The following is a 23,592-nucleotide window of genomic DNA, read 5'->3' as shown; positions in this document are numbered from 1 at the left end:
CGAGCCGACGGCGCGTCGCGGGGCTAGGGCTAGTCAGTCGTCGGCGACGACGGGTTCGTGGGTCTCCTCCTCGATCTCCTCGCGGACGGGCGAGGCCTCCTCGGCCTCCTTCTTGGCCTTGATCTTCTTGAGGCGGAAGATCTCCTCGCGCTCCTGCTCCTCGAGCTTCTGCTCGATGTAGTCCTGGCTCTCGTAGAGGTCGGGCAGGAGCTTGAACTCCAGCGCGTTGACGCGGCGCTTCGTCGTCTCGATCTCCTCGAGCATCTTCTTCATCGCCGTCTCGACCTCGGCCGCGAGGATGACCTGCTCCAGCAGTTCCTCGTAGGCCTCGGCGGCCTCGTCGATGCGCGCGCTCGTGCCGACGACGCCGTAGCCGCGCTCGTCGAGGCTCTTTTTCACCTTCGAGGACTCGATCTGCGGGACGACCACGCCCATGATGTTCTTCGACTGGGTGGTGATCTCGGGGTGCTCCTTCAGGGCGGCGGCGGCCCCGCGCACCGCGATGTCGCCGTCCATCGCGCGCGCCATGTTGATCTTCCGCTGGGCGGTGTCGTAGGCGTCGTTCAGGTCCGAGCGGACGTCCTGGGCCTGATCCAGGATGTCCATGAACTCCATGATGAGCCCATCGCGCTTCTTCTCCAAGGTGTCGTGACCGCGCTCGGAGAGGTCGATGCGGTCCTCGATCGCCATGAGGTTCTTGCGCGTCGGCTTGACGTCTGTGGCCATGTTGGGCTAGCTTCCCGTCCGCCGAACTTACGCCTTTCCACTCTTCGCGCGAGGACGCGTCGGAAGCGAGGAGACGAACGGTAGGAGTACCCGCCGATGGCCGATGATCTGTACCGCGAGCGACGGTGGGGGCGAGCGGGCCGACGACTGAGCGGAACGAACGCCGAAGGCGTGAGTGAAGCGAAGGAGGAGTGGTCTCGTGAATGAGCAGGGCGAATGAACGAGACCTCGTCGGAGCGGCGCTCCGACGGTGCTTTTGGTCCAGCTTTTACCGCGCGGACGAAGCCCGCGCGTCGTAAAAGGTGGTGTTCTTAGTCCGCGGTCGCCTCGACCGTCTCCGACTCGTCCTCGACGTAGTACTTCTCGATGAACTCCTCGTCGATGCGGTTGAGTTCCGTCTTGGGGAGCATCGAGAGCAGTTCCCAGCCGATGTCGAGCGTCTCGTCGATGCTTCGGTCGGTGTGGTAGCCCTGCTGGACGAACTCCGTCTCGAAGCGGTCCGCGAAGTCGAGGTAGCGGTTGTCGCGCTCGGAGAGCGCCTCGCGACCGACGATGTTCACGAGGTCGCGCAGGTCCTCGCCCTCCGCGTACGCGGCGTAGAGCTGGTCGGACACGTCCGCGTGGTCCTCGCGGGTCAGCCCCTCGCCGATCCCGTCGTCCATCAGCCGCGAGAGGCTGGGCAGCGGGTTGATCGGCGGCTGGACGCCCTGGCTGTTGAGCGACCGGTCGATGTAGATCTGCCCCTCCGTGATGTACCCCGTCAGGTCGGGGATCGGGTGGGTGTCGTCGTCGCCGGGCATCGTGAGGATGGGGATCTGCGTCACCGACCCCTCGCGGCCCTCGATGCGGCCCGCGCGCTCGTAGAGCGTCGCCAGGTCGGTGTACATGTAGCCGGGGTACCCGCGGCGTCCGGGCACCTCCTCGCGCGCCGCGCCGATCTCGCGCAGCGCCTCGCAGTAGTTGGTCATGTCCGTGAGGATGACCAGCACGTGGTAGCCCTTGTCGAACGCGAGGTACTCGGCGGTCGTGAGCGCCATCCGCGGCGTGACGGTCCGCTCGACGGCGGGGTCGTCCGCGAGGTTCATGAAGACGACCGAGCGCTCCAGCGCGCCCGTCCGCTCGAAGTCCTCCATGAACTCGTTTGCCTCCTCGGCCGTGATGCCCATGGCACCGAAGACGACCGCGAACTCGCTCGCCTCCTCGCCCTCCTCTGCGGCCTCCTCGGGCACCGTCGCCTGGCGGGCGATCTGGAGCGCGAGGTCGTTGTGCGGCAGCCCCGACGCGGAGAAGATGGGCAGCTTCTGGCCGCGAACGAGCGTGTTCATCCCGTCGATGGCGGAGACGCCCGTCTGGATGAACTCCTCGGGGTACTCCCGCGAGACGGGGTTGATCGCCGCGCCGATGATGTCGTGGCGCTCCTCCGGGACGATCTCCGGGCCGCCGTCGATCGGGCGACCGGAGCCGTCGAGGACGCGCCCGAGCAGGTCCTCGGTGACGGGCATCTTCAGCGTCTCGCCGAGGAAGCGAACCGACGCGTTGCGGTCGATCCCCTCGGTCCCCTCGAAGACCTGGATGGCGACGTAGTCGCTCGTCGCCTCGAGCACCTGCCCGCGGCGGGTCTCGCCGTCGCCGGTCTCGATCTCGACGATCTCGTCGTAGCCGATGGGTTCGTCGGTCTCGACGAACACCAGCGGGCCGCTGATTTCCGTGATTGTCTGGTACTCTTTCATCAGTAGAGACCCCTCAGTTCCTCGGTGATGTCCTCCTTGAGTTCGGCGATGAACTCCTCGTAGTTCTCCGCCGTTCCCATACGGTTGAGCCGCGGGGCGGCCTCGATATCGACGATCTCGTCGACGGGGACGCCGGCGTCGAGCGCCTCGAACGCCTCGTCGTGGAACGTCTCGATCGCCGTCAGCATGAGGTAGATCTTCTCCGGGTCGCAGTACGTGTCCACGTCGTGGAACGCGTTCTGCTGGAGCCACGCCTCGCGGAGGTAGCGCGCGACCTCGAGGGTCAGCTGCTGGTCCTCCGGCAGCGCGTCCTTGCCGACGAGCTGGACGATCTCCTGGAGTTCGCCCTCCTCGTCGAGCACGTCGACCGCCCACTGGCGCGTCTCCGGCCAGTCGGCCGCGACGTTGTCCTCGAACCACGGATCGAGCTGCTCGCGGTAGAGCGAGTAGGACTCGTTCCAGTTGATCGCCGGGAAGTGACGCCGTTCCGCGAGGTCGGCGTCGAGCGCCCAGAACGTCTTCACGATGCGCAGCGTGTTCTGGGTGACCGGCTCGGAGAAGTCGCCGCCGGGCGGCGAGACGGCACCGATGACCGAGATCGACCCCTCGGTGCCGTTGATGTTCTCGAACTTGCCGGCGCGCTCGTAGAACTGCGAGAGGCGCGCGGCGAGGTAGGCGGGGTAGCCCTCCTCGCCGGGCATCTCCTCCAGGCGCGAGCTGATCTCGCGCATGGCCTCCGCCCACCGCGAGGTGGAGTCGGCCATCAGCGCCACGTCGTAGCCCATGTCGCGGTAGTACTCGGCGATCGTGATGCCGGTGTACACGCACGACTCGCGGGCGGCGACGGGCATGTTCGAGGTGTTCGCGATGAGGCACGTCCGGGACATGAGCGGCTTCCCCGTCGTCGGGTCCTCCAGTTCGGGGAAGTCCTCGATGACCTCGGTCATCTCGTTACCGCGCTCGCCGCAGCCGACGTAGACGACGATGTCGGCGTCGGCCCACTTCGCGAGCTGGTGCTGGGTGACCGTCTTTCCGGAGCCGAACGGCCCCGGGATGGCGGCCGTCCCGCCCTTCGCGATGGGGAAGAGGCCGTCGAGGATGCGCTGGCCGGACACGAGCGGCGTGCGCGGCGTGTTCTTCTCGACGGTCGGCCGGGCCTCGCGGACCGGCCACTCCTGGCGCATGGTGATCTCCTCGCCGTTGTCGAGCGTGGCGATCGCCTCCGTCACCGAGAACTGGCCGGGCTCGATGGACTCGACGACCCCGCCCTCGAAGTCCGGCGGGACGAGCACCCGGTGCTCGATGCTCTCGGTCTCGGGGACCGTGCCGACGACGTCGCCGGGGGCGACCTCGTCGCCCTCCTCGACGGTCGGGGTGAACTCCCAGACCTTATCCAGGTCGATACCGGGGGCGTCCACGCCGCGGTCGAGGAAGGCGCTGTTCATCTTCTCTTCGAGGACGTCGAGCGGGCGCTGGACACCATCGTAGATGGAATCGAGCATGCCCGGGCCGAGGTCCACCGAGAGCGGCGACCCGGTGTTGACGACGGGTTCGCCGGGGGCGACGTCGGAGGTCTCCTCGTAGACCTGGATGGTCGTGAGGTTCCCCTCGATCTCGATGACCTCGCCCATCAGTCCCTCCTCGCCGACGTAGACGACGTCGTTCATGCGGGCGTCGAGGTCGACTGCGCTCACGACCGGACCGCTCACGCTCTCGATGACGCCCTCTTGCTGTTCGGCGTCGATGTCTTGTGCTTGGCTCATTCTTGATCTTCCTCCATCAGATCGATACCGATGGCACGCTTGATCTGCTCGCGCAGTCCGCCGCTGCCGGCGGTCCCGCCCAGCGTGACCAGGACGGGTTCGACACTCGTCTCCACCTCCTGTCGCACCTGCCGCGACAGGTGATCGAGGTCCTCGTCGTGCATCACGACGATGCCGACGTCGTCGTCGGTGAGCATCTCCTCGACTGCGCTATCGAGTTCCGCGGGTTTGTCCTCGTCGGAGATGCTCGCGAAGCGACGCACCCCGGCGAGGCGGAACCCGGCCGTGAAGTCCGGACTGCCGATGACGGCGATCTCCTGACTCATCGTACCACCAGTTCCTCCTCGATCTCGTCGCCCGACAGCCCCGCCTCGGTCCCGCGCGCGATGGCGCGGATGTTGTCCACCTCGCGCTCCTTCGCCAGGATGTACGCGAGGACCGGACAGACCGACAGCGGGTAACGATTCGACAGGGTGTGGGAGTACTCGAGTAACGCCTCCTCGAGCGCGCGCTCGAACTCGATCAGACTCCCCGCGGCGTCGAGTTGATCGAGCGCCGCGTCGAGGTCGTCGCCGTAGGGACTCGCACGGATGCGCTCGACGAGCTGGTCGGGGTTGCCGACGAGCTGTCGCAGTTCCGCCTCGTCGAAGAGGCGGCCGCCGGGAATGAAGTACTCGGCGGGGTCGATGTCCGCGCCGCTCCGGGCGAGCCGCAGGGCGTTACGGACGTTTCGGAAGTCGATCTCGGCCTGCAGGAACTCGACGTAGAGCCGCGTCGCGCGATCCGGCTCCGGGGGAAGCCCCGACAGGAGCGTCCGGTAGTAGGCGCGATCGACGGCGTTCTCGAGGGGGACGAGCACGCCCGTCGCCTCGTAGTCGTCGTAGGCCGCGGCGAGCGCGTCGCCGAAGAGCGTGTTGTCGAGCGCCTCGACGACCGTCTCGACCGAGTCCGCCTCGACGAGCCGATCCAGCACGCGGTCGTCGAGTTCGCCGGCGCGGATGAGGTCGTCCTCGATCTCCTGTCGGTCGGCACCCGAGTAGATCCCGCGGACGACGGTCTTCACGTTCCACGCGTCGAACTTGCGGAGGTAGCGCGCGAGGTAGTCGTACAGTTTCCCCTCCGCGAAGTCGAGCAGGTCGTCGAAGTGCTTCGCGAGGTTGCGGTTGAGCGCGTACTCGATGAGGTCCACGCCGGAGTACCGAGCGCCAAGGGCGTTCATCTCCTCCTCGTACTCGGTCTCCTCCATGAACCGGGCGATCTCGCCGGGGCCCATGCGGACGAGCTTCCGATAGTCGTCCGCGTCGAACAGCGCCGCTCGCCGGGCGCGCGCCCGCGCCGTGACGTATTCGTAGTTCGCTGCCTCGTTCGCCGTACTCATTGGTCGAACAGGTGGGAGCTGACGTCGCGGAGGCTGTCCTCCCAGACGTCCTCCAGCACGGAGTCGAACGTGTTGTTCACGCGGATGCGCGAGCCCTCGCTCTCGACGACGACGCCGCCGAGGCACTCGACCGCGCCGGCGTACTCGTAGTCGTCGTAGTCCGCGAGGATCTCCGCGAGCAGCGCCTCGTCGTCGTCACGGCCGTAGACGCGCTTCTGAGCGTCGCTCTCGAACTCCTCGTCGGCCGCGGCGAGCAGCGCGCGGGTGAGTTCCTCGCGGTCCTCCTCCATCGTCGCGATGCGCTCCTCGACGGACTCGCGGACGTCCTCCAGCACGTCGCGGCGCGCCTCAAGGCGCGCCTGCTTGGCCTGCAACTTCGCGCTCGAGAGCTTCTGCTCGCGCTCCTGGTCGATCTGTCGTTCCACCGCCTGCTTTCGTTCAGAGAGGATCTCTTCGGCGTCGGCCTCCGCCTCCGCGACGATCTGCTCGGCGCGCTCCTCGGCGTCCGAACGGATCTCCTCCGCACGCGCGCGGGCCTCGTCTCGAATGTCCTCTACGACCGTTTCAAGGCTCATAATTTGAGAAGGCAGGGGGGTTTAGACGACGAAGACGGTGACCAGCGCGAGGATGACGAGCGTCTCCGGCAGGACCGTCAGGATGAGGCCGCGACCGAACATGCTCTCGTCCTCCGCGATGGCACCGACGGCGGCGGCACCGATGCCGCGCTCCGCGTAGCCCGACCCGAACGCGGCGAGACCGACCGCGAGCGCCGCGCCGGCCTTCGGCGGGATGGCGGCCGTGGACGCGCTTTCCTGCAGGAGCGGTGCGATACTGCTGACGAATGCGATGACGAATTCTAACATGGATTCCGGGGTGGTTCGCTCGTAACCGAACAGTTGGGAGTCGTCCCAGCGACTTCATAAAGCTTCCCAAATTCACCGGGCAATACCGTCGTAAAGCCGAGAATCGTAAGATTTGAGCCTCTCGAAATACCTATACTGAGGGTTCGGAACTGAACCGAAGAAACTCGCCAAAAGCCGGAGTTCTCCGGCTACTCCTCGGTCGTGTAGCGGCGTTCGTAGCCGAACGGCTCGTACGCCTCGCCGCCGCCCTCGAAGAACTTGCCGAAGAACTCGACGTACTCGAGACGCACGGCCTGCAGACCGGCGCTCGTGACGCCGAGGACGAGCACCAGCGCGTGACCGACGACCAGGATGACGATGCCGGCGATCCCGCCGAGGACGAGTTCGAGCGGGCCGGACCCGTTGAGCATCCCGGCGAAGACCACCTCGCCGTGTTCCTGGGCGTACGCGAGCGAGTGCTCGGGGAAGATGAAGTGCCACTCGCCCTCGTGCTCGTACGCGCCGAACACGAGGAGGTTCACGACGAACGCCATGCCCGCCTTCGCGAGCAGCACCGCGGCGAGCCGCGTGTACGACAGCGCGTTCACGAGCACGTTGAGCGCCTCGACGCCCTCGATCGGTTCGCCGTACACCAGCAGGACGAGCCCGACGAGGAACACCGCCAGGCCGCCCCAGCCGACGATCGCCGGGAAGCCGGTGAACCCGAGCGCGATGGGGTTCCCGTTGAAGACGCTCTCGGGACCGACCATGAACCCGGGAGCCGTTCCCTCGAGCACGTCGCTGAAGATCCACGTCCACAGGCCGAACAGCATCAGGAGCCACGACCCGCTGTGGAGCATGGCGTCGCCGAACCCGTGGTCGAGGTGCTCGTAGAAGTCGAACGCGTAGCCGATCGTGAGGTGCGCCAGCCCGAACAGGACGCTGATCACGAGCCAGAGGAACGCGTACTGCTCGTAGTGGGGCTGCAGCCCCTTGTGGATGGGCGGGTGCCCGGCCCAGAGCACGTCGCCGAGCACGTGCAGCCCGAAGACCTCCCCGTAGAGGATGCCGAAGACCGCGGTCGAGAGGCCCGCGAGCATGCCGACCCCGCCGAGGCTCTTGATCGCCACGCTGTCGAAGTTCGCGTAGATGTACCACCCGATGAGCGTGTAGAGCAACCCGTACCCGAGGTCACCGATCATCAGCCCGAAGAACACCGGGAAGGTGAGAAACAGGACCACCGTGGGATCGAGTTCCGAGTACTTCGGGCGGTTGATGACGTCGACGAGCGTCTCGAAGAAGTTCACGCCCTTCGGGTTCTGCTGGATCACCGGCGGGGCGAGGCTCGTCCGCCCGTGGGGACCGCGCTCCGCGTCGACGGTGCCGCCGTCCGCGGCGACCTCGTCGCCCTCCTCACCGCCGTCGGCGGCCGTCGGCCGTCGACCGGGCGCGCCGCCCACGTCCTCGCGCTCGACGACGCGACCGCGGCCGTCGTACTGCGCGACCTCGAGTTCGTCCACGTCGACGTGCTCGCCGACCTCCCGCTTGAGGCCGTCCTCGAGGTCGCCGACGCGCGCGGTGGGGATCCACCCCTCGGCGACGAAGGCGTTCTCCGTCGTCGCGAAGGCGAGCGGAGCCTCCCGACGCTCGACCGTGATGGCGAGCGTCTCCTCGGCGGCGAGCAGGAACCCGCCGACCTCGTAGCGCTCCTCCTCGAGTTCGTCGCGGACGGTCCGGAGCTTCGACTGGAGCTGTTTACGCTCGTGTTCGAGTTCCGAGACGTACTCGCTCGGGGTCCCCTCGGCGTCGGGCACGTCGTAGATCGTGACGTCCGTCCCGACGAGGATCTCGTCGAGGTCGTCGACGCGCGCGAAGACGGCGAGGACGCCGTCCTCGGCGAACACGCGGTAGTCGTCCACGCCGGCGTCGTCGAGCGCGTCCCGAACCCGCTCCGCGTCGCCCTCCCCGACGGAGACCGACAGCGAGTCGTAGCCCGACAGGAGGTCGAGGTCGATGTTGAGCCGCGCGAACGGCTCCATCGTGTCGATACGGTCCTCGACGGCGCGCAGCTGGTCGCGGAGTTCGTCGCGGCGGTCGTCGAGCCGGTTGACGCGCCCGCGGATCTCCTCCAGCTCCTCGTCCAGCGCCTCCTCGGTGACGATGCGCGCCGGGCCGGCGTCCTCGTCCTCGATGCCGAGGATGCTCTGGAGCGACCGGACGGTGACGAGCTTCTCCGACGCCCGGTCGGCACCGGACAGCGGGTTACCGGGGGTGAACTCCTCCCAGTCGCCGTCGTAGTCGGTGAGGTGCAGCAGGTTGAGGTCGTGGACGGTCTCGATGGCGTCGTCGAGGACCTTCTTCGAGCCGGTCACCGACACCCGGCTCATTCGCTCAGGTCTGAGCATGGACGGCCTCCTTGAACCGGTCGAGCACCTCCTCTACGACCTCCTCCTCGCGGTCTTCCGCCTGTGCTTCGAGCGCGGCGCGTTCCTCCTCGCCGGCCTCGAGGATGGCCTCGCGCTCCTCCTCGATGCCCGCGCGGGCCTCGGCGAGTCGCTCGGCCTCGTGCTCGTCGGCCTCCGCCTCGGCCTGCGCGCGGATCTCGTCGGCCCGCCGGCGCGCCTCCGCGATGCGTTCGTCGCGGTCGCTCTCGGCCTCGGCGAGGATTTCGTCGGCCTCGCGCTCGGCCCCTTTGATGCGGTCAAGAACCTCGGGTCTCGCCATAATTATGTCAGACGAAACTTGGACGAGGGCCTATTTGGTATTTGCGAACCACGTTTCGCTGCGCGCGCTTGCGGGCGACACGCTCCGCGGTCGCCCGCGGCGCGCTGGCAAAACCTGGACTAAAAACCGGCGTCACCCCCTCGCTGCGCTCGGGGGTCCTTGGCCCGCTCGCTCGGCGCTTCGCGCCTCGCTCGCGGTGCGGCGAACTCGCGTGACGGTGGGTCACCCGCCGGTGCGACGGTGACGTGAAACGCCTCGCTCGTGGCCGCGAGCGCGTGTCACGCCGGCGACCGCGCGAGGGCGGGGGAGGGCTGGCGTGCGGGTGCAGTGCCGTTCCTGGCGGTCCCGTGAGCGAGCACCGCGAGCGAGCGGGGGCTCAGAAGCCGAGTAAGATGAGTCTCCTGGCGGACTGAAAGGGCGAGGGCTGTAGACGAAGCACGCCGACGTAAGCACCGCAGGCGAACGCAGTGAGCCGAGGAGCGCAGCGAGGCGCGCGAGTCTACAGCGCGAGGGCTTTCGAGATGGTTCCGATTCGATTCGATTCGCTTAGTCACGTATCGAGGGCATCAGAGGTGCTCCGTCACGGCTCACTCGTAACGAACCCGATCACGTCACCCCGCGACCGCGAATCCGCAGAACTATGCGCGGACGGCCCCAACCGCGGGCAATGGGAGTTCTCGAAGACAAGGCCCGCGCGCGGCTGTTCTACAAGTACCTCTCCAAGGTGTACGATCAGGTGAACCCCTTCATCTGGAACGAGGAGATGCGCGCGGAGGCGCTCGACCTGTTCGGGATCGAGGCGGGCGACGCCGTCCTCGACGTGGGCTGCGGCACCGGATTCGCCACCGAGGGGCTGCTCGAACGCACCGAGAACGTCCACGGCCTCGATCAGAGCGTCCACCAGCTGGAGAAGGCGTGGGCGAAGTTCGGCAAGACCGGCCCGGTGGACTTCTACCTCGGCGACGCCGAGCGCCTCCCGTTCGAGGACGACGCCTTCGACGCCGTCTGGTCCTCGGGCTCCATCGAGTACTGGCCGGACCCCGTCGCCACCCTCGCGGAACTCCGCCGCGTCGTCGAACCCGGCGGCACGGTGCTCGTCGTCGGCCCGAACTACCCGAAATCCTCCGTGTTCCAACGCCTCGCCGACGCCATCATGCTCTTCTACGACGAGGACGAGGCCGACCGGATGTTCCGCGAGGCGGGATTCGAGACGTTCGAACACCACCTCATGGGACCGAGCTACAGCCCCGACATCGCCATCACGACGGTCGCGCGAGCGCCCGGAGCGGAGCGCGAGACCGCAGAGAGCGAGTCCTCGGCCTGATTCGGAGCGTCCACGGCGCTGCACGCCGCTATCCGACGCGCGCTTCGAGGCGCGCGAGCGGCGACCCGTCGATCCAGAGGCGGACCGTCACGGTCGACCCCTCCCGGAGGCGCGTGTTCGTCCCCGCCAGTCTGAGGGTCGCCGTCTCGCCCGGTCGCCACGGGCCGCGGGTCGCGCCGTTGAACGCGCCGGTCGGCCCGCTCTCGAACCCGCGAGCCGCGAAGAACGGCACCGGCGGCTGGTGAGCGATCGGCTCGCCGTCGACCATAACGCGCATCCGGAGCGTGTCGGGATCGACCGGGTCGCCGCCGAGGTGCGTGAGGGCGATCGATCCCGAGGCGTCGGCGCGAAGCGAGAACGCGGCGCGCGGCGGGGGATCGGCGGGCGCGGCGCGATCGAGTACCAGCGCGCCCACCACCGTCGCCGTCGCCACGCTCACCGCGAGGAGGAGGGCGACGGCGACGACGGGGGCGGTGGCGCGGTCCGACACGGGACGTGCTGGTCACGTCCTCGGTCATAAACCCTCGTCGCCGAGCCGTCGTCAGCCCGTGGCGTTCGACGACGTGCCCTGGACGACGGCGGTCACCGTCCCCTCGCTCGCGGTCGCGCGGACGGCGACGACCTTCGACCCGGACGACAGCGTCCACAGCTCGCCGTCGGCACCCGTCGTGCCGACCGGCTCGTCGTTGACGGTGACGGTCGCGTTGACGGGCTCACCGGCGGCGTTCTCCAGCCGAACGAGCATCGGACCGCCGGGGTGGGTCCGTCCGACCGTGAGGTTCAGTTCGTCGGTGACGTTGCCCGTCGAGTGCGGGAGCGGCACGCCCGGGAGTTCCTTGTGCTGATACTCGCGGAACACCTTCCCGCTCTGTCCGTCGATGAACGTCGTGAGTTCCCCCTGCGGATGCACGAAGGTGATCCGATACACCTCGGCGAAGCCGAAGGCCCCGCCGAGGTTTCGATCGGCCGCCCACGGGTACAGTTCGCGGGCGCGGTCGTACGCCTCGTCGAGCCCCCGGTACCTGTCGGCACCCGTCGAGGTCCGGCGGACGTCGCCGAGGTACGTCTCGCGCACGTACATCGGCTGCCCGTCGCGGGTGACGATCGTGGAGAGGAGCACCCCGGTGTCGGAACTCTCCAGGAGGACGCGCGTCGGCGGCGCGTCCCCCGACGCGACCGAGACGAGGTGTTCGCGCACGGGACCGTCGAGGGCGAAGAGGTCCGACTGGATGGTGTTGAGCCGCCGGACGGAGATCGACGGCTCGCGAACGCGGTCCGCCAGTTCGTCGAGTCGACCCACGACGCGTTCGAGGCGTTCGGCCTCCGCGTCGATCTGGGCCAGCGTCCGCAGGTATTGACTCGCGGACCGCTCGCCGGCGTTGAACGCCGAGAGCGCCTGCCGTTCCCTGGCTCGTAACCGCGCCGTCTCGTTCTCGAGGTGCTTGACGTACCGGCGGAGGACGGCGCGCCGTGCGTCCGCGGTGGTGGCGTTCCGGAAGGCGACGTCGAGCGCGTCCACCTGTAACCGCCCGGCCACGGCCGTCGAGTCCGCCGACAGGGCGGCGGACACGTCGAAGTCGGCCCGGTGGAAGTCCGCCCGAACGACCGACGTGCGGTTCAGATCGAGGTAGTTCGTGGTGTTGTTGGCGGTGACGACGGGGAGGGCCGCGGGAGGCGAGGACGGCGCGGACGACGCGACGGACGCCGACGGCGCTGCTGGCGCGGACGACGCGCCGATCGGTGTCGCCGCCACGCCCGTACAGAGGACGCACAGCGCGAACACGATCCCGAGGACACGTCGCATCGTTCGAGAAATTCGCGCCGCGATATAAAAAACCGACTCTCCCGCGTTCGATCCGATCCGGTTCGATCCGATCCGGTGAATGTATCAACCAGCGAGGGGATGGAAAGCGTTTTCCTCCCCGGGAGAGCAGTCGGGGCATATGTGGACCGGGTCGCGTCTCGCCCTCCCGCTCGTGCTCTGTCTCCTCGTCGTGAGTGGGACGGTCCCGGTCGGTCAGGCGACGGGGGGGAGCCGTCCGTCGTTCGATCCGGTCCAGACGATCGCGATCGACCTCCAGCCCGACGGCGACGCCCGGTTCACGGTGTCTGTTCGATACACTCTCAACGATAGCGACCAGACGGCCGCGTTCCAGAAGCTCGCCGACGAGTTCGAGTCCGGGAACGACGTCGGTCTCTCGGTCGACGTCTTCCGGCGGGCCAGCGCGCTCGCGAGCGAGGCGACCGGACGAACGATGACCGTCGACAACGTCACGCGCGCGGCGAACCTGACGGGGGTGAACGACAGCGACGGGCCGCGGAACGCGACGGGGACCCTCCGGTTCTCGTTCGACTGGACGAACTTCTCCGTCGTCGAGGACGAGCGCGTCCACGTCGGGGACGCGTTCAACACGACCGACGGGATGTGGCTCGACGGGCTCGGGCCGCGACAGCGCCTCGTCATCTACCCGCCCGAGGGCTACTACGTCGAGAGCGCCCGCGTCGGCCCGGTGAACGACGTCCTCACCTGGCGCGGCGAAACCGCGTTCTCGCCGGGGGAACTGACCGTCGTCTACCGCGAGCGCGGCGGGGTGGACCCGCGGGAGGAGCCACGGGGCGTCAGTCTCCTCGTGCCCGCGGTGGGCGGGGCGGTGCTCCTCGTCACGGCGTCCGTCGTCGGGATGTACGCGCTCCGTCGGCGCGACGGGGACGATGGGCGGGGAGCGGCGTCCTCGAACGGCGGACCGGGGATCGACGGGGGCGCGCCGGCCCAGCCGGATCGCGCAGGTGGCTCCGCCGGCGGTCCCGCCGCCGAATCGGGGGCGGAGGCGGAGGCCGAAGTCGAGGACGAACTCCTCAGCGACGAGGAGCGCGTCGAGCGCCTCCTCCGGCACAACGGCGGGCGGATGCGGCAGGCCGATATCGTCACGGAGACCGGCTGGTCGAACGCGAAGGTCTCGCAGTTGCTCTCGCGCATGGCCGAGGAGAGCCGCGTCGAGAAACTCCGGATCGGGCGCGAGAACCTGATCAGCCTCCCAAACTCGGAAGATCGTAATAGACGTTCCTAAACGTTTAACACCGCACGGGGGCCACTATCGGGTGCATGAAGATACTCGTCACCGTCAAGGAGGTGGCCGAGGCCGAGGACGACTTCGAGATCGACGGCCTCGGCATCTCCGAGCGGTACCTGGAATACGACCTCAACGAGTGGGACGACTACGCCGTCGAGGAGGCCGTCGGGATCGCGGAGGCGGGAGACGACGTCGAGGTCGTCTCCGTCACCATCGGGCCCGAGCGGGCGGAGGAGACCGTCCGCATGGCGCTCGCGAAGGGCGTCGACCGCGCGATCCGCGTGTGGGACGAGACGCTCGCCGGTACGGAGATGCTCGACGTCGGCGCGAAGGCGGACATCCTCGCGGCGGTCGTCGAGGCTGAGGACCCCGACCTCGTCTTCACCGGCGTCCAGGCCAACGACGACGCCTTCGGGGCCACGGGCGTCGCGCTCGCCGACACGGTCGGCTTCGAGTGGGCGGCCGTCGTGAACGCCCTCGACCTCGACGCAGAGGGCGGCGTCGCCCACGTCCGCCGCGAACTGGAGGGCGGCGTCGAGGAACTCACCGACGTCTCCCTCCCCGCGGTGCTCACCATCCAGACGGGGATCAACGAGCCGCGCTACGCCAGCCTGCGCGGCATCCGGCAGGCCCAGCGCAAGGAACTCGACGTGCAGGGACTCGCGGACCTCGGGCTGGACGCGAGCGTCGTCGAGTCGCCGGTCAGCCTCACCGCGATGTACGAACCCGAAGCCGAGGGCGAGGCGACCGTCTTCGAGGGCAGTGCCGAGGACACCGCCGGACAACTGGCCGACCTCCTGCGGGACAAGGGGGTGGTCGAGGGATGAGCGCCGCCGACGTCCTCGCGGTCGCCGAGCACCGACAGGGCGGCCTCCGCGACGTGAGCTTCGAACTGATCACCGCCGGGCGGGAACTCGCCGACCAGCAGGGCGGCGACCTCCACCTCGCCGTCGTCGGCGGCGACGTGGAGGCGTTCGCCGAGGAGCTGAACCGCGAGGGCGTGGACGCGATCCACACCGTCGCCGAGGGCGAGGAGTTCAACCACGACGTCTACGTACAGGTCGTCGAACAGCTCGCCGCCGACCTCGCGCCGGGGACGGTGCTCATGCCCAACTCGGTGAACGGTCTCGACTACGCGCCGGCCGTCGCCGAGCGCCTGGACGTGCCGATCGTCACCGACGCCATCGGCCTCTCGCGGGAGGACGGGACGCTCGAGGTGACCCGCGAGATGTACGGCTCGAAGGTCGAGACGACCGTCGAGGTCGACGCCGAGGAGGTCGCCGTCACGGTCCGGCCCACCGAGTGGCCGCAGGCGGAAGGCGAGGGGAGCGCCGACGTGCGGGCGTTCGACGCCGAGATCGACGAGTCGGCGGTGCGCTCGACCGTCACCGGCTTCGAGGAGGTGACGGGCGGCGACGTGGACATCAGCGAGGCCGACGTGCTCGTCTCCGTGGGTCGCGGCATCGAGGAGGAGGAGAACATCGAACTCGTCGAGCGGCTGGCGGACGCCCTCGGCGCGACGCTCTCCTCCTCGCGCCCGATCGTCGACGCCGGCTGGCTGCCGAAGAACCGGCAGGTCGGCCAGTCCGGTAAGGTCGTCACCCCGAAGGTCTACATCGCCATCGGCATCTCCGGGGCGGTCCAGCACGTCGCCGGGATGAAGGGATCGGACACCATCGTCGCGATCAACACGGACCCGAACGCGCCGATCATGGACCTCGCCGACTACGCCATCGTGGACGACCTCTTCGAAGTGGTCCCCGCGCTGATCGAGGAGTTCCAGTAGGACCTTTTAGGACGGGCGGGATTCGCCCGCCCTGTAAAAGCTCCATCAAAACCCTCCTCCACCCCCTCAGTCGCGCCGTCGGCGCTCCTTCGAGGGTTCCTCGGCCCGCTCGCTCCCTTCGGTCGCGGTGAGTGCGCTGGCGCACCGTCCGGCCCGTCGCGCTGCGAGGAGGCGGAACACGGCACCGGCCGGACACCCTAATTACTCACGTCGAGACAGCGAAACCGGGAATCAGGAATGAAATCGGAGAAGGAGAAGATGATCGACGGCGAGCCGTACGACCCGCTCGACCCGCGACTGGTCGCGGAGCGCGAGCGCGCGAGGGACCTCACCCGCCGCTTCAACCGGACCGAACCGACCGACGGCGAGGCGCGCGCGGCGATACTCGACGACCTGTTCGGCTCGACGGGGGAGGCCCCCCACGTCGAGCCGCCGTTTCGCTGCGACTACGGGTACAACGTCCGCGTCGGCGACGGCTTCTACGCCAACTTCGACTGCGTGCTCCTCGACGTGTGTCCGGTCGAGATCGGTCGAAACTGCTTCCTCGGCCCGGGCGTCCACGTCTACACCGCCACGCACCCCGTCGACGCGGCCGAACGGGTCGGCGGGACCGAGTACGGGAGAGGAGTCGAGATCGGCGACGACGCGTGGGTCGGCGGGCGGGCGGTCGTCAATCCGGGCGTCACGATCGGCGACCGCGCGGTCGTCGCGTCCGGTGCGGTGGTGACCGACGACGTGCCGGACGACGTCGTCGTCGGGGGGAATCCCGCGGAGCCGATACGGGAGATAGATCAGCGTCGGTGAGCGGGGCGGGGAGCGTACCCTCGCGTCCCTCGCGGTCGGTTATAGCTCCTCGACGGTGACGACGTGTATCTCGCCGTTCGACTCGATCTTCACGACCTTCGTCTCCGTCTCGTCGATGCGGAACGTCGCTTCGTTCCCCTCGGCGACGGACACCGTAACGACGTAGGGGGTCCCCTCGTCGAGTTCGTCGTTCAGATTCAAATGTCGAAACGTGTTCACGTCGTAGGTCGCATCGATCACGGCCTCGTCATCGTTCTCGTCGATGACCGCGACGGACACGGAACGGTTCTCCTGTAACGCCTGTATCTGTAACCGATTCGGGACGACCTCCGGTCTCTCGGGGACCCTCTCGTCGGGGTCGGGAGTCGGGTCCCCGAGACCGAGGCAACCGGAGCCTACGGCCAACGTAATGGTCAATAGCAATAGGAATTCCCGAAACATAGTGGTGTAGTCCGTCAGGGACGTATTAAAGCCCCGTTCTGCGGGTCGGAGACATCAGTCCACCCACTCGGGGAGAGGTGGACGCTTCTCCGTCCTCCCGACCGCGTCCGTGCGCCGCGGCCGAACCCTCCCGCGTTCCGTCACGTACTTGCCCCACCGTCACCACCTTTATATACAATGGAATATCTGGAGTCCCGGCGGTCGCGCATCGAGGACCGTCTCGAGGAGGTCCTCGACGCGGTCGAGCCGCCGGAACTCGCAGACCGGGTGCGCCACGTCTCGCTGTCGGGTGGCAAGCGCGTCCGTCCCATGGTGACGGTGCTGGCGTGCGAAGCCGCCGGCGGGGAGGCCGCCGACGCGATCGACTTCGCCGTGGGGATCGAACTCGTCCACAACGCCTCGCTCGTCATCGACGACATCATCGACCGGTCGGAACTCCGCCGGGGGGTCGACGCGGCGTGGACGGCCTTCGGCTACGGTCCGGCGATCGTCGCCAGCGACGGGTTGCTCGGCGAGGCGTTCGCGCTCTTTTCGACCGACGAGGAGGCGATGCAGATCGTGAGCGAGGCGATGGTCGAGCTGGGCGAGGGCGAGGCGACGGAACTCGTCGCGGAGCCGGGCACCGAGGAGGAGTACATGACGCTCGCGCGGCGGAAGACGGGCGCGCTCTTTCGCGCCGCCGCCGAACTGGGCGCGGTCGCCGCGGGGGCCGACGGTTACACCGTCGAGTCGTTCGGCACCTACGCCGAGCGCGTCGGCGTCGCCTTCCAGATCCGCGACGACGTGCTCGACGCGACCGCGGACGCCGAGGAACTGGGCAAACCCACCGGCCAGGACGAGGTCATGGAGCGCCCCTCGCTCGTCCAGATCACCGACCTGACGCCCGAGGAGGTGAACGAGCGCGCCTACGCGCAGGCCGACGACGCCCTGGAGGCGCTGGAGACGGCGACGGTCGCCGGGGAGGGGAACGCCCAGGCGCTCGAATACCTGCACGACCTCGCGGAGTTCGTCGTCCTCCGGGAGCGGTAGAGGGGTGGGAAGTATTGTCCGGAGGTATCGAACGGGTGAGCGACTGCTAGAGGGACATTCGTGCGGTCCTGGCGGACTGAAAGGGCGAGCGGTCTGAACGAAGTCCGAACCCGCAAGCACTGGAGCGACCGGAGGGAGCGAAGCGCGCAGCGTGGTTCGCACGAGTTCAGAGCGCGAGGGCTTTCGAGGTGTTATCGGTTACTATCGAATCGGAACCGTGACCTCGAAAGCCCTCGGGGGCTCGGGTCGGGGGGCTCGTTGCGCGCGCTCTCTCGCGTCGCTCGTTCGCGTGCTTACGTCGCCCGCCTTCCCCGAGCCCCCTCGCCCGTTCAGTCCGCCAGGAGACTCATCATACTCGGCCCCTGTGCTCCCGTTCGCTCGCGGTGCTCGCTCACCGGACCGCCAGGAACTGCACCCGCACGCCAGCCCTCCCCCGCCCTCGCGCGCCCCTCGCGCCGCTCGGGCACGCGCTCCCGGCCGACTGCGGAGAGTAGATCGGGGGAGTGGGAAAGTACTCGATTCGCGTTACTCACCCCTAGTCCTCGTCCACGCGCGCCTCCGACCCGGCCAGCAGTTCGATCATCTGCATCACGCCGGAGTTGTCGTCCCGACCCATGTCGTTGGCCACCATCGACTTGTAGAGTTCGTGGGCGAGTTCGGTGGCGGGCATGGGCGCGCCGAAGGCCTCGCCCGCGTCGGTGGCGATGCGGAGGTCCTTGTACTGGTAGTCGGCGAAGAACCCCGGCTCGAAGTTGCCGCGGATCATCCGCGGGGCGCGGTTGTCGAGCGTCCAGCAACCGGCCGCGCCGCCGCTGATGGCCTCCACGACGGCGTCGAGGTCCGCGCCCGCCCTGTCGGCGAAGACGAGCGCCTCGCTGACGGCGACGTTCGTGCAGGCGACGACGATCTGGTTGCACGCCTTGGTGACCTGCCCCGCGCCGGTCGGCCCGCAGTGGGTAACCGTCGCGCCCATCGCCTCGAGGAGATCGCGGTGCTCGTCGAGCACGCCCCCCTCGCCGCCGACCATGATCGAGAGCGTCCCCTCGATGGCCCCCTCCTCGCCGCCGCTGATGGGCGCGTCGAGCATCGAGCCGCCGGCCTCGGCCACCGCCTCGGCGACGCGCTCGGTGACCGTCGGCGAGATGGTGGACATGTCGATCACCGTCGTCCCCTCGCGCAGGCCGTCGATCACGGGGTTCGGCTCCGTCTCGTCGCCGAGGACGACGCGCTCCACGTCGGGCGAGTCGGGGAGGCAGGTCACGACCACGTCCGCGCGCGCCGCCGTGTCGCGGGGGGAGTCGCCCGCCTCGCCGCCGTCGTCGACCAGCGCCTCGACGGGGTCGTGGGAGCGGTTGTAGCCGACGACGGGGTAACCCGCCTCGAGCAGGTTCCGGGCCATCGGCAGGCCCATGATACCGAGTCCGATGAATCCGACCGTCTTCTCGGGCATGCTCGTGAACGCGTGGCACGCTCGCAAAAGTGTTGTGTCACGCGGTACCGAACCGTGCCGAAGACCGTCAGGAAGATGCAACCTTTTTGCGATCCGCCCGTGTCGGATGGGGTATGCACGAATCGGACGCTCGCGACGGTGCCGAGCGCGAGCGGGCGAGAGACGATCCCCCGGTCCGCCGGCGATGAGGCCCGAGGACCGGCGGTACTTCGAGCGGATCGAGTCCCGTCTGGAGGAGGCGATGGGCGTCGCGCGCGAGGCGAAGCGCCGCGGGGGCGACCCGAAGCCGGAGGTCGAGATCCCCGTCGCCCGGGACATGGCCGACCGCGTCGAGAACATCCTCGGCATCGACGGCGTCGCGGAGCGCGTCCGCGAACTCGAGGGCGAGATGTCCCGCGAGGAGGCCGCCCTCGCGCTCGTCGAGGACTTCGTCGAGGGGGCCGTCGGCGACTACGACACCGACGCCGGGAAGGTCGAGGGGGCGGTCCGCACCGCCGTCGCCCTGCTGACGGAAGGGGTGGTCGCCGCGCCCATCGAGGGGATCGACCGCGTCGAGGTGAACGACAACGACGACGGCACCGAGTACGTGAGCGTCTACTACGCCGGCCCGATCCGCTCGGCGGGCGGCACCGCGCAGGCGCTGTCGGTGCTCGTGGCCGACTACGCCCGGACGCTGCTCGGGATCGACCGGTTCAAGCCCCGGACGGACGAGGTGGAGCGCTACGCGGAGGAGGTCGGCCTCTACGACAAGGAGACGGGTCTCCAGTACTCCCCGAAGGACGAGGAGACGAAGTTCATCGCGGAGCACACCCCGATCTGCCTCGACGGCGAGGCGACCGGCCAGGAGGAGGTCTCGGGCTTTCGCGACCTCGAACGCGTGGACACGAACTCCCCGCGCGGCGGGATGTGCCTCGTCCTCGCGGAGGGGATCGCGCTCAAAGCACCGAAGATCCAGCGCTACACCCGCAACCTGGAGGAGGTGGACTGGCCGTGGCTCCAGGACCTCATCGACGGCACCATCGGGAGCGACGGGGGAGGCGACGCCGACGAGGGCGAAGGGGGCGAGGGCGACCCGGAGGGCGGCGACGCCGGCGTCGACGCGGAAGGAGAGGACGCGGACGGCGAGAGCGGGAGTGAGGTGGGGGACGGCGACGACGCACCCGCGGCTCCCGCAGAACCCGACGGTCCGCCGCGGGTCGAACCCGCGAAGAAGTACCTCCGCGACCTCATCGCCGGGCGGCCCGTCTTCGGCCACCCGAGCGAGGCGGGGGGCTTCCGCCTGCGCTACGGCCGGGCGCGCAACCACGGCTTCGCCACGGCTGGCGTCCACCCCGCGACGATGCACCTCGTGGACGACTTCCTCGCCACCGGGACGCAGATCAAGACCGAGCGCCCCGGCAAGGCGGCGGGCGTCGTCCCCGTCGACAGCATCGAGGGGCCGACGGTCAGACTGGCCAACGGCGACGTCCGGCGCATCGACGACCCCGAGGAGGCCCTCGAGGTGCGAAACGGCGTCGAGGAGATCATCGACCTCGGCGAGTACCTCGTCAACTACGGCGAGTTCGTCGAGAACAACCACCCCCTCGCGCCCGCCTCCTACACCGTCGAGTGGTGGGTGCAGGACCTGGCGGCCGCCGGAGCAGACGTCCAGGCGCTCCGGGACTCCCCGCACGTCGATCTCGAGGACCCGAGCGCCGAGGAGGCCCTGTCGTGGGCGCGCGAGTACGACGCCCCGCTGCACCCGAAGTACACCTACCTCTGGCACGACCTCCCGGTCGAGGGGTTCGAGGCGCTCGTCGACGCCGCCGAGGCGGGGCACCTCGCGCGCGCCGACGGGGCGGCGATGCCCGGCGGCGCGGAACCCGAAAACGGCGACCGGGACACGCTGGTCGTCCCGCGGGAGGACGCGATCTGCGAGGCGCTCGAGGCCCTCCTCGTCGAGCACACGCAGGGCGAGGAGACCGTCACCGTCCCCGACGCCCGCCCGTTCCTGCGCTCGCTGGGGCTGACCGACGACCTCGAACGGACCTGGGACGGCCTCTCCCCCGAGGCGCGCTCCTGGGAAGGCGGAGAGAACGCGATGCGGGCCGTAGAGGAGGTCGCCCCCTTCGAGGTGCAGGAGCGCGCGCCGACGCGCATCGGCAACCGGATGGGCCGCCCGGAGAAGTCCGAGAAGCGTGAAATGAGCCCCGCGGTCCACGCGCTCTTTCCCATCGGCGAAGCCGGCGGCAACCAGCGCAACCTCGGGCAGGCCGCGTCCCACACCGACTCGATGCGCGGCGCGGCCGGGCAGGTCGAGGTGCAGGTCGCCCGGCGGGAGTGTCCCGACTGCGGCGAGCGGACGTTCAAGCCGCGCTGTCCCGACTGCTCGACGCACACCGACCCCGTCTACGAGTGCTACAGCTGTGGCTTCGCGGCCGAGCGCGACGAGTCCGGCCGCGCGGTCTGTCCGCGCTGCGGGCGCGACGCGGAGGCCGTCGAGCGTCGAACGGTCGACCTCGCCTCGGAGTACCGCGAGGCGCTCGCGAACGTGGGCGAACGCCCCGGCAGCTTCCAGATCCTGAAGGGCGTGAAGGGGCTCACCTCCGCGGAGAAGGTCCCCGAACCCATCGAGAAGGGCGTCCTCCGGGCGAAACACGGCGTCTCGACGTTCAAGGACGGCACCATCCGCTACGACATGACCGACCTGCCCGTCACCGCCGTCCGGGCCTCCGAACTCGACGTGGAGGTCGAGCAACTCCGCGCGCTGGGCTACGAGAGGGACGTGGACGGCGAGCCGCTCCGCCACGACGATCAGCTGGTCGAACTGCGCGTCCAGGACATCGTCCTCTCGGACGGCGCGGCCGAGCACATGCTCAAGACCGCCGACTTCGTCGACGCGCTCTTAGAGCAGTACTACGGGCTCGAACCGTTCTACGACGTCGAGGAGCGACAGGACCTCGTCGGCGAACTCGTGTTCGGGATGGCACCCCACACCTCCGCGGCGGTCGTCGGCCGCGTCGTCGGCTTCACGAGCGCGGCGGTGGGGTACGCCCACCCGTACTTCCACGCGGCCAAGCGGCGGAACTGCTTCCACCCCGACACGAAGCTCTGGTTCCGGGACCAAGATGGTACGTGGCGCTGCGAGCGCATCGAGGCGTTCGTCGAGGAACGCCTGGACGATCCTCGGGAGGACGACTTCGGAACGCTCGTGCAGGAACTCGACGGTGACGTCGTCGTCCCGTCCATCGACGACGACGGCGACGAGCGACTGCAACCGGTCGAAGCCGTCTCACGGCATCCATCGCCCGATCACCTCGTGAGAATCGAGACCCGCGGTGGACGGTCGATCACGGTCACGCCGGAGCACACGATGCTCCGCGCTGCCGACGGCGTCGAGCGCGTCCCGGCGAGCGAACTGGCGGTCGGCGACGAACTACCGGTAGGGCCAGTCGACCGAGAGACGGCAGCCGCGACAGCGCGTCGGCCGGTAGCCGCCGACGGTGGAGCCGCCGCGACGGACGCCGTGAGCCGGGTCGCGATCGTCGAGTCCGATACCGATCACACCTACTGTCTCACCGTCTCGAACACCCACTCTTTAGTGGCAGAAGATTTATATATCGGTCAGTGCGACGGCGACGAGGACTGCGTGATGCTCCTCATGGACGGTCTACTGAACTTCTCCAAGTCCTTCCTCCCTGACAAGAGGGGCGGGAGGATGGACGCGCCTCTCGTCATGTCCTCGCGCATCGATCCCGCCGAGATCGACGACGAGGCGCACAACATGGACATCGTCCGGGAGTACCCCCGGGAGTTCTACGAGGCGACGCGGCGGCTGGCCGACCCCGAGGAGGTGGAGATCACCATCGCCGAGGAGTACCTCGGCACCGACCGCGAGTACGCGGGCTTCGATCACACCCACGACACCTCGAACCTGGCGCTCGGGCCGGCGCTCTCGGCGTATAAGACCCTCGGGAGCATGATGGAGAAGATGGACGCGCAGCTCGAACTCGCGCGGAAGCTCCGGGCGGTGGACGAGACGGACGTCGCAGAGCGGGTGATCGAGTACCACTTCCTGCCGGACCTCATCGGGAACCTCCGGGCGTTCTCCCGGCAGGAGACGCGGTGTCTCGACTGCGGCGAGAAGTACCGCCGGATGCCCCTGACCGGCGACTGCCGGGAGTGCGGCGGCCGGGTCAACCTCACCGTCCACCAGGGGTCGGTGAACAAGTACATGACCACCGCGATCCGCGTCGCAGACGAGTACGACTGTCGCGACTACACGAAACAGCGCCTCGAAGTGCTCGAGAAGAGCTTAGAGAGCGTGTTCGAGAACGATAAAAATAAACAGAGCGGCATCGCCGACTTCATGTAGATTCGTCGGATTGACGCTGCTGATTCCGGGAGTATCGTTTCGTCATCGGTTCGGAGCTGTTTGATCGAGGAACGTTGGAAATAAGTAGAACATAGCGGGTGGGCCTGTGTGATTCGAAGAGCGACCCGGAGCGACGGTGGATGCGGATTCTCAATCAGTCATACGTTGTG

20 protein-coding genes are annotated in these 23,592 nt (G+C 68.5%); 7 read left to right on the top strand and 13 right to left on the bottom strand.

The window, feature by feature from the left end:
* Positions 1–33: 33 nt before the first annotated feature.
* From NKI68_RS10800 to ahaH, 9 genes are all read right to left on the bottom strand, one after another.
* Positions 34–726 carry a V-type ATP synthase subunit D gene (locus NKI68_RS10800; RefSeq protein ID WP_254543064.1) on the bottom strand — a complete coding sequence of 231 codons (693 nt, stop codon included), beginning with the start codon at positions 724–726 and terminating at the stop codon, positions 34–36.
* A 311-nt stretch (positions 727–1,037) separates the two neighbouring features.
* Positions 1,038–2,456: an ATP synthase subunit B gene (locus NKI68_RS10795; protein WP_254543063.1), complete on the bottom strand. Its 1,419-nt coding sequence runs from the start codon at positions 2,454–2,456 to the stop codon at positions 1,038–1,040.
* Positions 2,456–4,219, bottom strand: a complete 1,764-nt coding sequence (locus NKI68_RS10790; protein WP_254543062.1) for an ATP synthase subunit A — start codon at positions 4,217–4,219, stop codon at positions 2,456–2,458. The genes NKI68_RS10795 and NKI68_RS10790 overlap by 1 nt, the downstream gene beginning before the upstream one ends.
* The gene (locus tag NKI68_RS10785) at positions 4,216–4,545 is read right to left on the bottom strand and encodes a V-type ATP synthase subunit F (RefSeq protein ID WP_254543061.1); all 330 of its coding nucleotides are present in this window, start codon (positions 4,543–4,545) and stop codon (positions 4,216–4,218) included. The genes NKI68_RS10790 and NKI68_RS10785 overlap by 4 nt, the downstream gene beginning before the upstream one ends.
* Entirely contained in the window at positions 4,542–5,597 is a 1,056-nt protein-coding gene (locus NKI68_RS10780; protein WP_254543060.1) for a V-type ATP synthase subunit C, read from the bottom strand. Before NKI68_RS10780 ends, NKI68_RS10785 begins: the two co-directional genes overlap by 4 nt.
* Positions 5,594–6,172 carry a V-type ATP synthase subunit E gene (locus NKI68_RS10775; RefSeq protein WP_254543059.1) on the bottom strand — a complete coding sequence of 193 codons (579 nt, stop codon included), beginning with the start codon at positions 6,170–6,172 and terminating at the stop codon, positions 5,594–5,596. Before NKI68_RS10775 ends, NKI68_RS10780 begins: the two co-directional genes overlap by 4 nt.
* A gap of 21 nt (positions 6,173–6,193) precedes the next feature.
* A complete protein-coding gene (locus tag NKI68_RS10770) occupies positions 6,194–6,460 on the bottom strand; it encodes an ATP synthase subunit C-like protein (protein WP_254543058.1) in 267 nt (88 codons plus the stop codon).
* 188 nt (positions 6,461–6,648) lie between these two features.
* Positions 6,649–8,844, bottom strand: a complete 2,196-nt coding sequence (locus NKI68_RS10765; protein WP_254543057.1) for a V-type ATP synthase subunit I — start codon at positions 8,842–8,844, stop codon at positions 6,649–6,651.
* Positions 8,831–9,163 carry an ATP synthase archaeal subunit H gene (ahaH, locus tag NKI68_RS10760; protein ID WP_254543056.1) on the bottom strand — a complete coding sequence of 111 codons (333 nt, stop codon included), beginning with the start codon at positions 9,161–9,163 and terminating at the stop codon, positions 8,831–8,833. Before ahaH ends, NKI68_RS10765 begins: the two co-directional genes overlap by 14 nt.
* Before the next feature lie 667 nt (positions 9,164–9,830).
* Here ahaH and NKI68_RS10755 point away from each other — a divergent pair.
* Positions 9,831–10,487 (top strand): methyltransferase domain-containing protein, encoded by a 657-nt coding sequence (locus tag NKI68_RS10755; protein ID WP_254543055.1) that lies wholly within the window; start codon positions 9,831–9,833, stop codon positions 10,485–10,487.
* Between the two features lie 28 nt (positions 10,488–10,515).
* Here NKI68_RS10755 and NKI68_RS10750 read toward each other — a convergent pair whose 3' ends face one another.
* Both NKI68_RS10750 and NKI68_RS10745 read right to left on the bottom strand, forming a co-directional pair.
* Complete coding sequence (locus NKI68_RS10750; RefSeq protein WP_254543054.1) at positions 10,516–10,977, bottom strand: type IV pilin domain-containing protein; 462 nt, start codon at positions 10,975–10,977, stop codon at positions 10,516–10,518.
* 51 nt (positions 10,978–11,028) lie between these two features.
* Positions 11,029–12,291, bottom strand: a complete 1,263-nt coding sequence (locus NKI68_RS10745) for a DUF7096 domain-containing protein (protein ID WP_254543053.1) — start codon at positions 12,289–12,291, stop codon at positions 11,029–11,031.
* A gap of 139 nt (positions 12,292–12,430) precedes the next feature.
* On the opposite strand from NKI68_RS10745, the gene NKI68_RS10740 reads away from it, so the two are divergent.
* From NKI68_RS10740 to NKI68_RS10725, 4 genes are all read left to right on the top strand, one after another.
* Complete coding sequence (locus NKI68_RS10740) at positions 12,431–13,555, top strand: helix-turn-helix transcriptional regulator (RefSeq protein ID WP_254543052.1); 1,125 nt, start codon at positions 12,431–12,433, stop codon at positions 13,553–13,555.
* Positions 13,556–13,590: 35 nt separating this feature from the next.
* Entirely contained in the window at positions 13,591–14,385 is a 795-nt protein-coding gene (locus tag NKI68_RS10735) for an electron transfer flavoprotein subunit beta/FixA family protein (RefSeq protein WP_254543051.1), read from the top strand.
* Complete coding sequence (locus NKI68_RS10730) at positions 14,382–15,344, top strand: electron transfer flavoprotein subunit alpha/FixB family protein (protein WP_254543050.1); 963 nt, start codon at positions 14,382–14,384, stop codon at positions 15,342–15,344. Before NKI68_RS10735 ends, NKI68_RS10730 begins: the two co-directional genes overlap by 4 nt.
* A 237-nt stretch (positions 15,345–15,581) precedes the next feature.
* On the top strand, positions 15,582–16,148 hold the full coding sequence (locus NKI68_RS10725; protein WP_254543049.1) for a maltose acetyltransferase domain-containing protein: 567 nt from the start codon (positions 15,582–15,584) through the stop codon (positions 16,146–16,148).
* A gap of 39 nt (positions 16,149–16,187) precedes the next feature.
* Here the strand turns inward: NKI68_RS10725 and NKI68_RS10720 are convergent, their stop codons facing one another.
* Positions 16,188–16,427 carry a hypothetical protein gene (locus NKI68_RS10720; protein ID WP_254543048.1) on the bottom strand — a complete coding sequence of 80 codons (240 nt, stop codon included), beginning with the start codon at positions 16,425–16,427 and terminating at the stop codon, positions 16,188–16,190.
* A 339-nt stretch (positions 16,428–16,766) separates the two neighbouring features.
* Between NKI68_RS10720 and NKI68_RS10715 the strand changes: the two genes are divergently transcribed.
* Positions 16,767–17,618, top strand: a complete 852-nt coding sequence (locus tag NKI68_RS10715; RefSeq protein ID WP_254543047.1) for a polyprenyl synthetase family protein — start codon at positions 16,767–16,769, stop codon at positions 17,616–17,618.
* Positions 17,619–18,153: 535 nt separating this feature from the next.
* Here the strand turns inward: NKI68_RS10715 and NKI68_RS10710 are convergent.
* Positions 18,154–19,068, bottom strand: coding sequence for an NAD(P)-dependent oxidoreductase (locus tag NKI68_RS10710; protein ID WP_254543046.1), 915 nt, complete (start codon positions 19,066–19,068; stop codon positions 18,154–18,156).
* A 184-nt stretch (positions 19,069–19,252) separates the two neighbouring features.
* On the opposite strand from NKI68_RS10710, the gene NKI68_RS10705 reads away from it, so the two are divergent.
* A complete protein-coding gene (locus tag NKI68_RS10705) occupies positions 19,253–23,422 on the top strand; it encodes a DNA-directed DNA polymerase II large subunit (protein WP_254543045.1) in 4,170 nt (1,389 codons plus the stop codon).
* The last annotated feature ends 170 nt before the right edge of the window (positions 23,423–23,592 follow it).

This window comes from Halomarina pelagica (genome assembly GCF_024228315.1).
GTDB lineage: Archaea > Halobacteriota > Halobacteria > Halobacteriales > Haloarculaceae > Halomarina > Halomarina pelagica.
The sequence above is the reverse complement of the archived record's forward strand: the minus strand, read 5'-3'. Positions and strand labels throughout refer to the sequence as shown.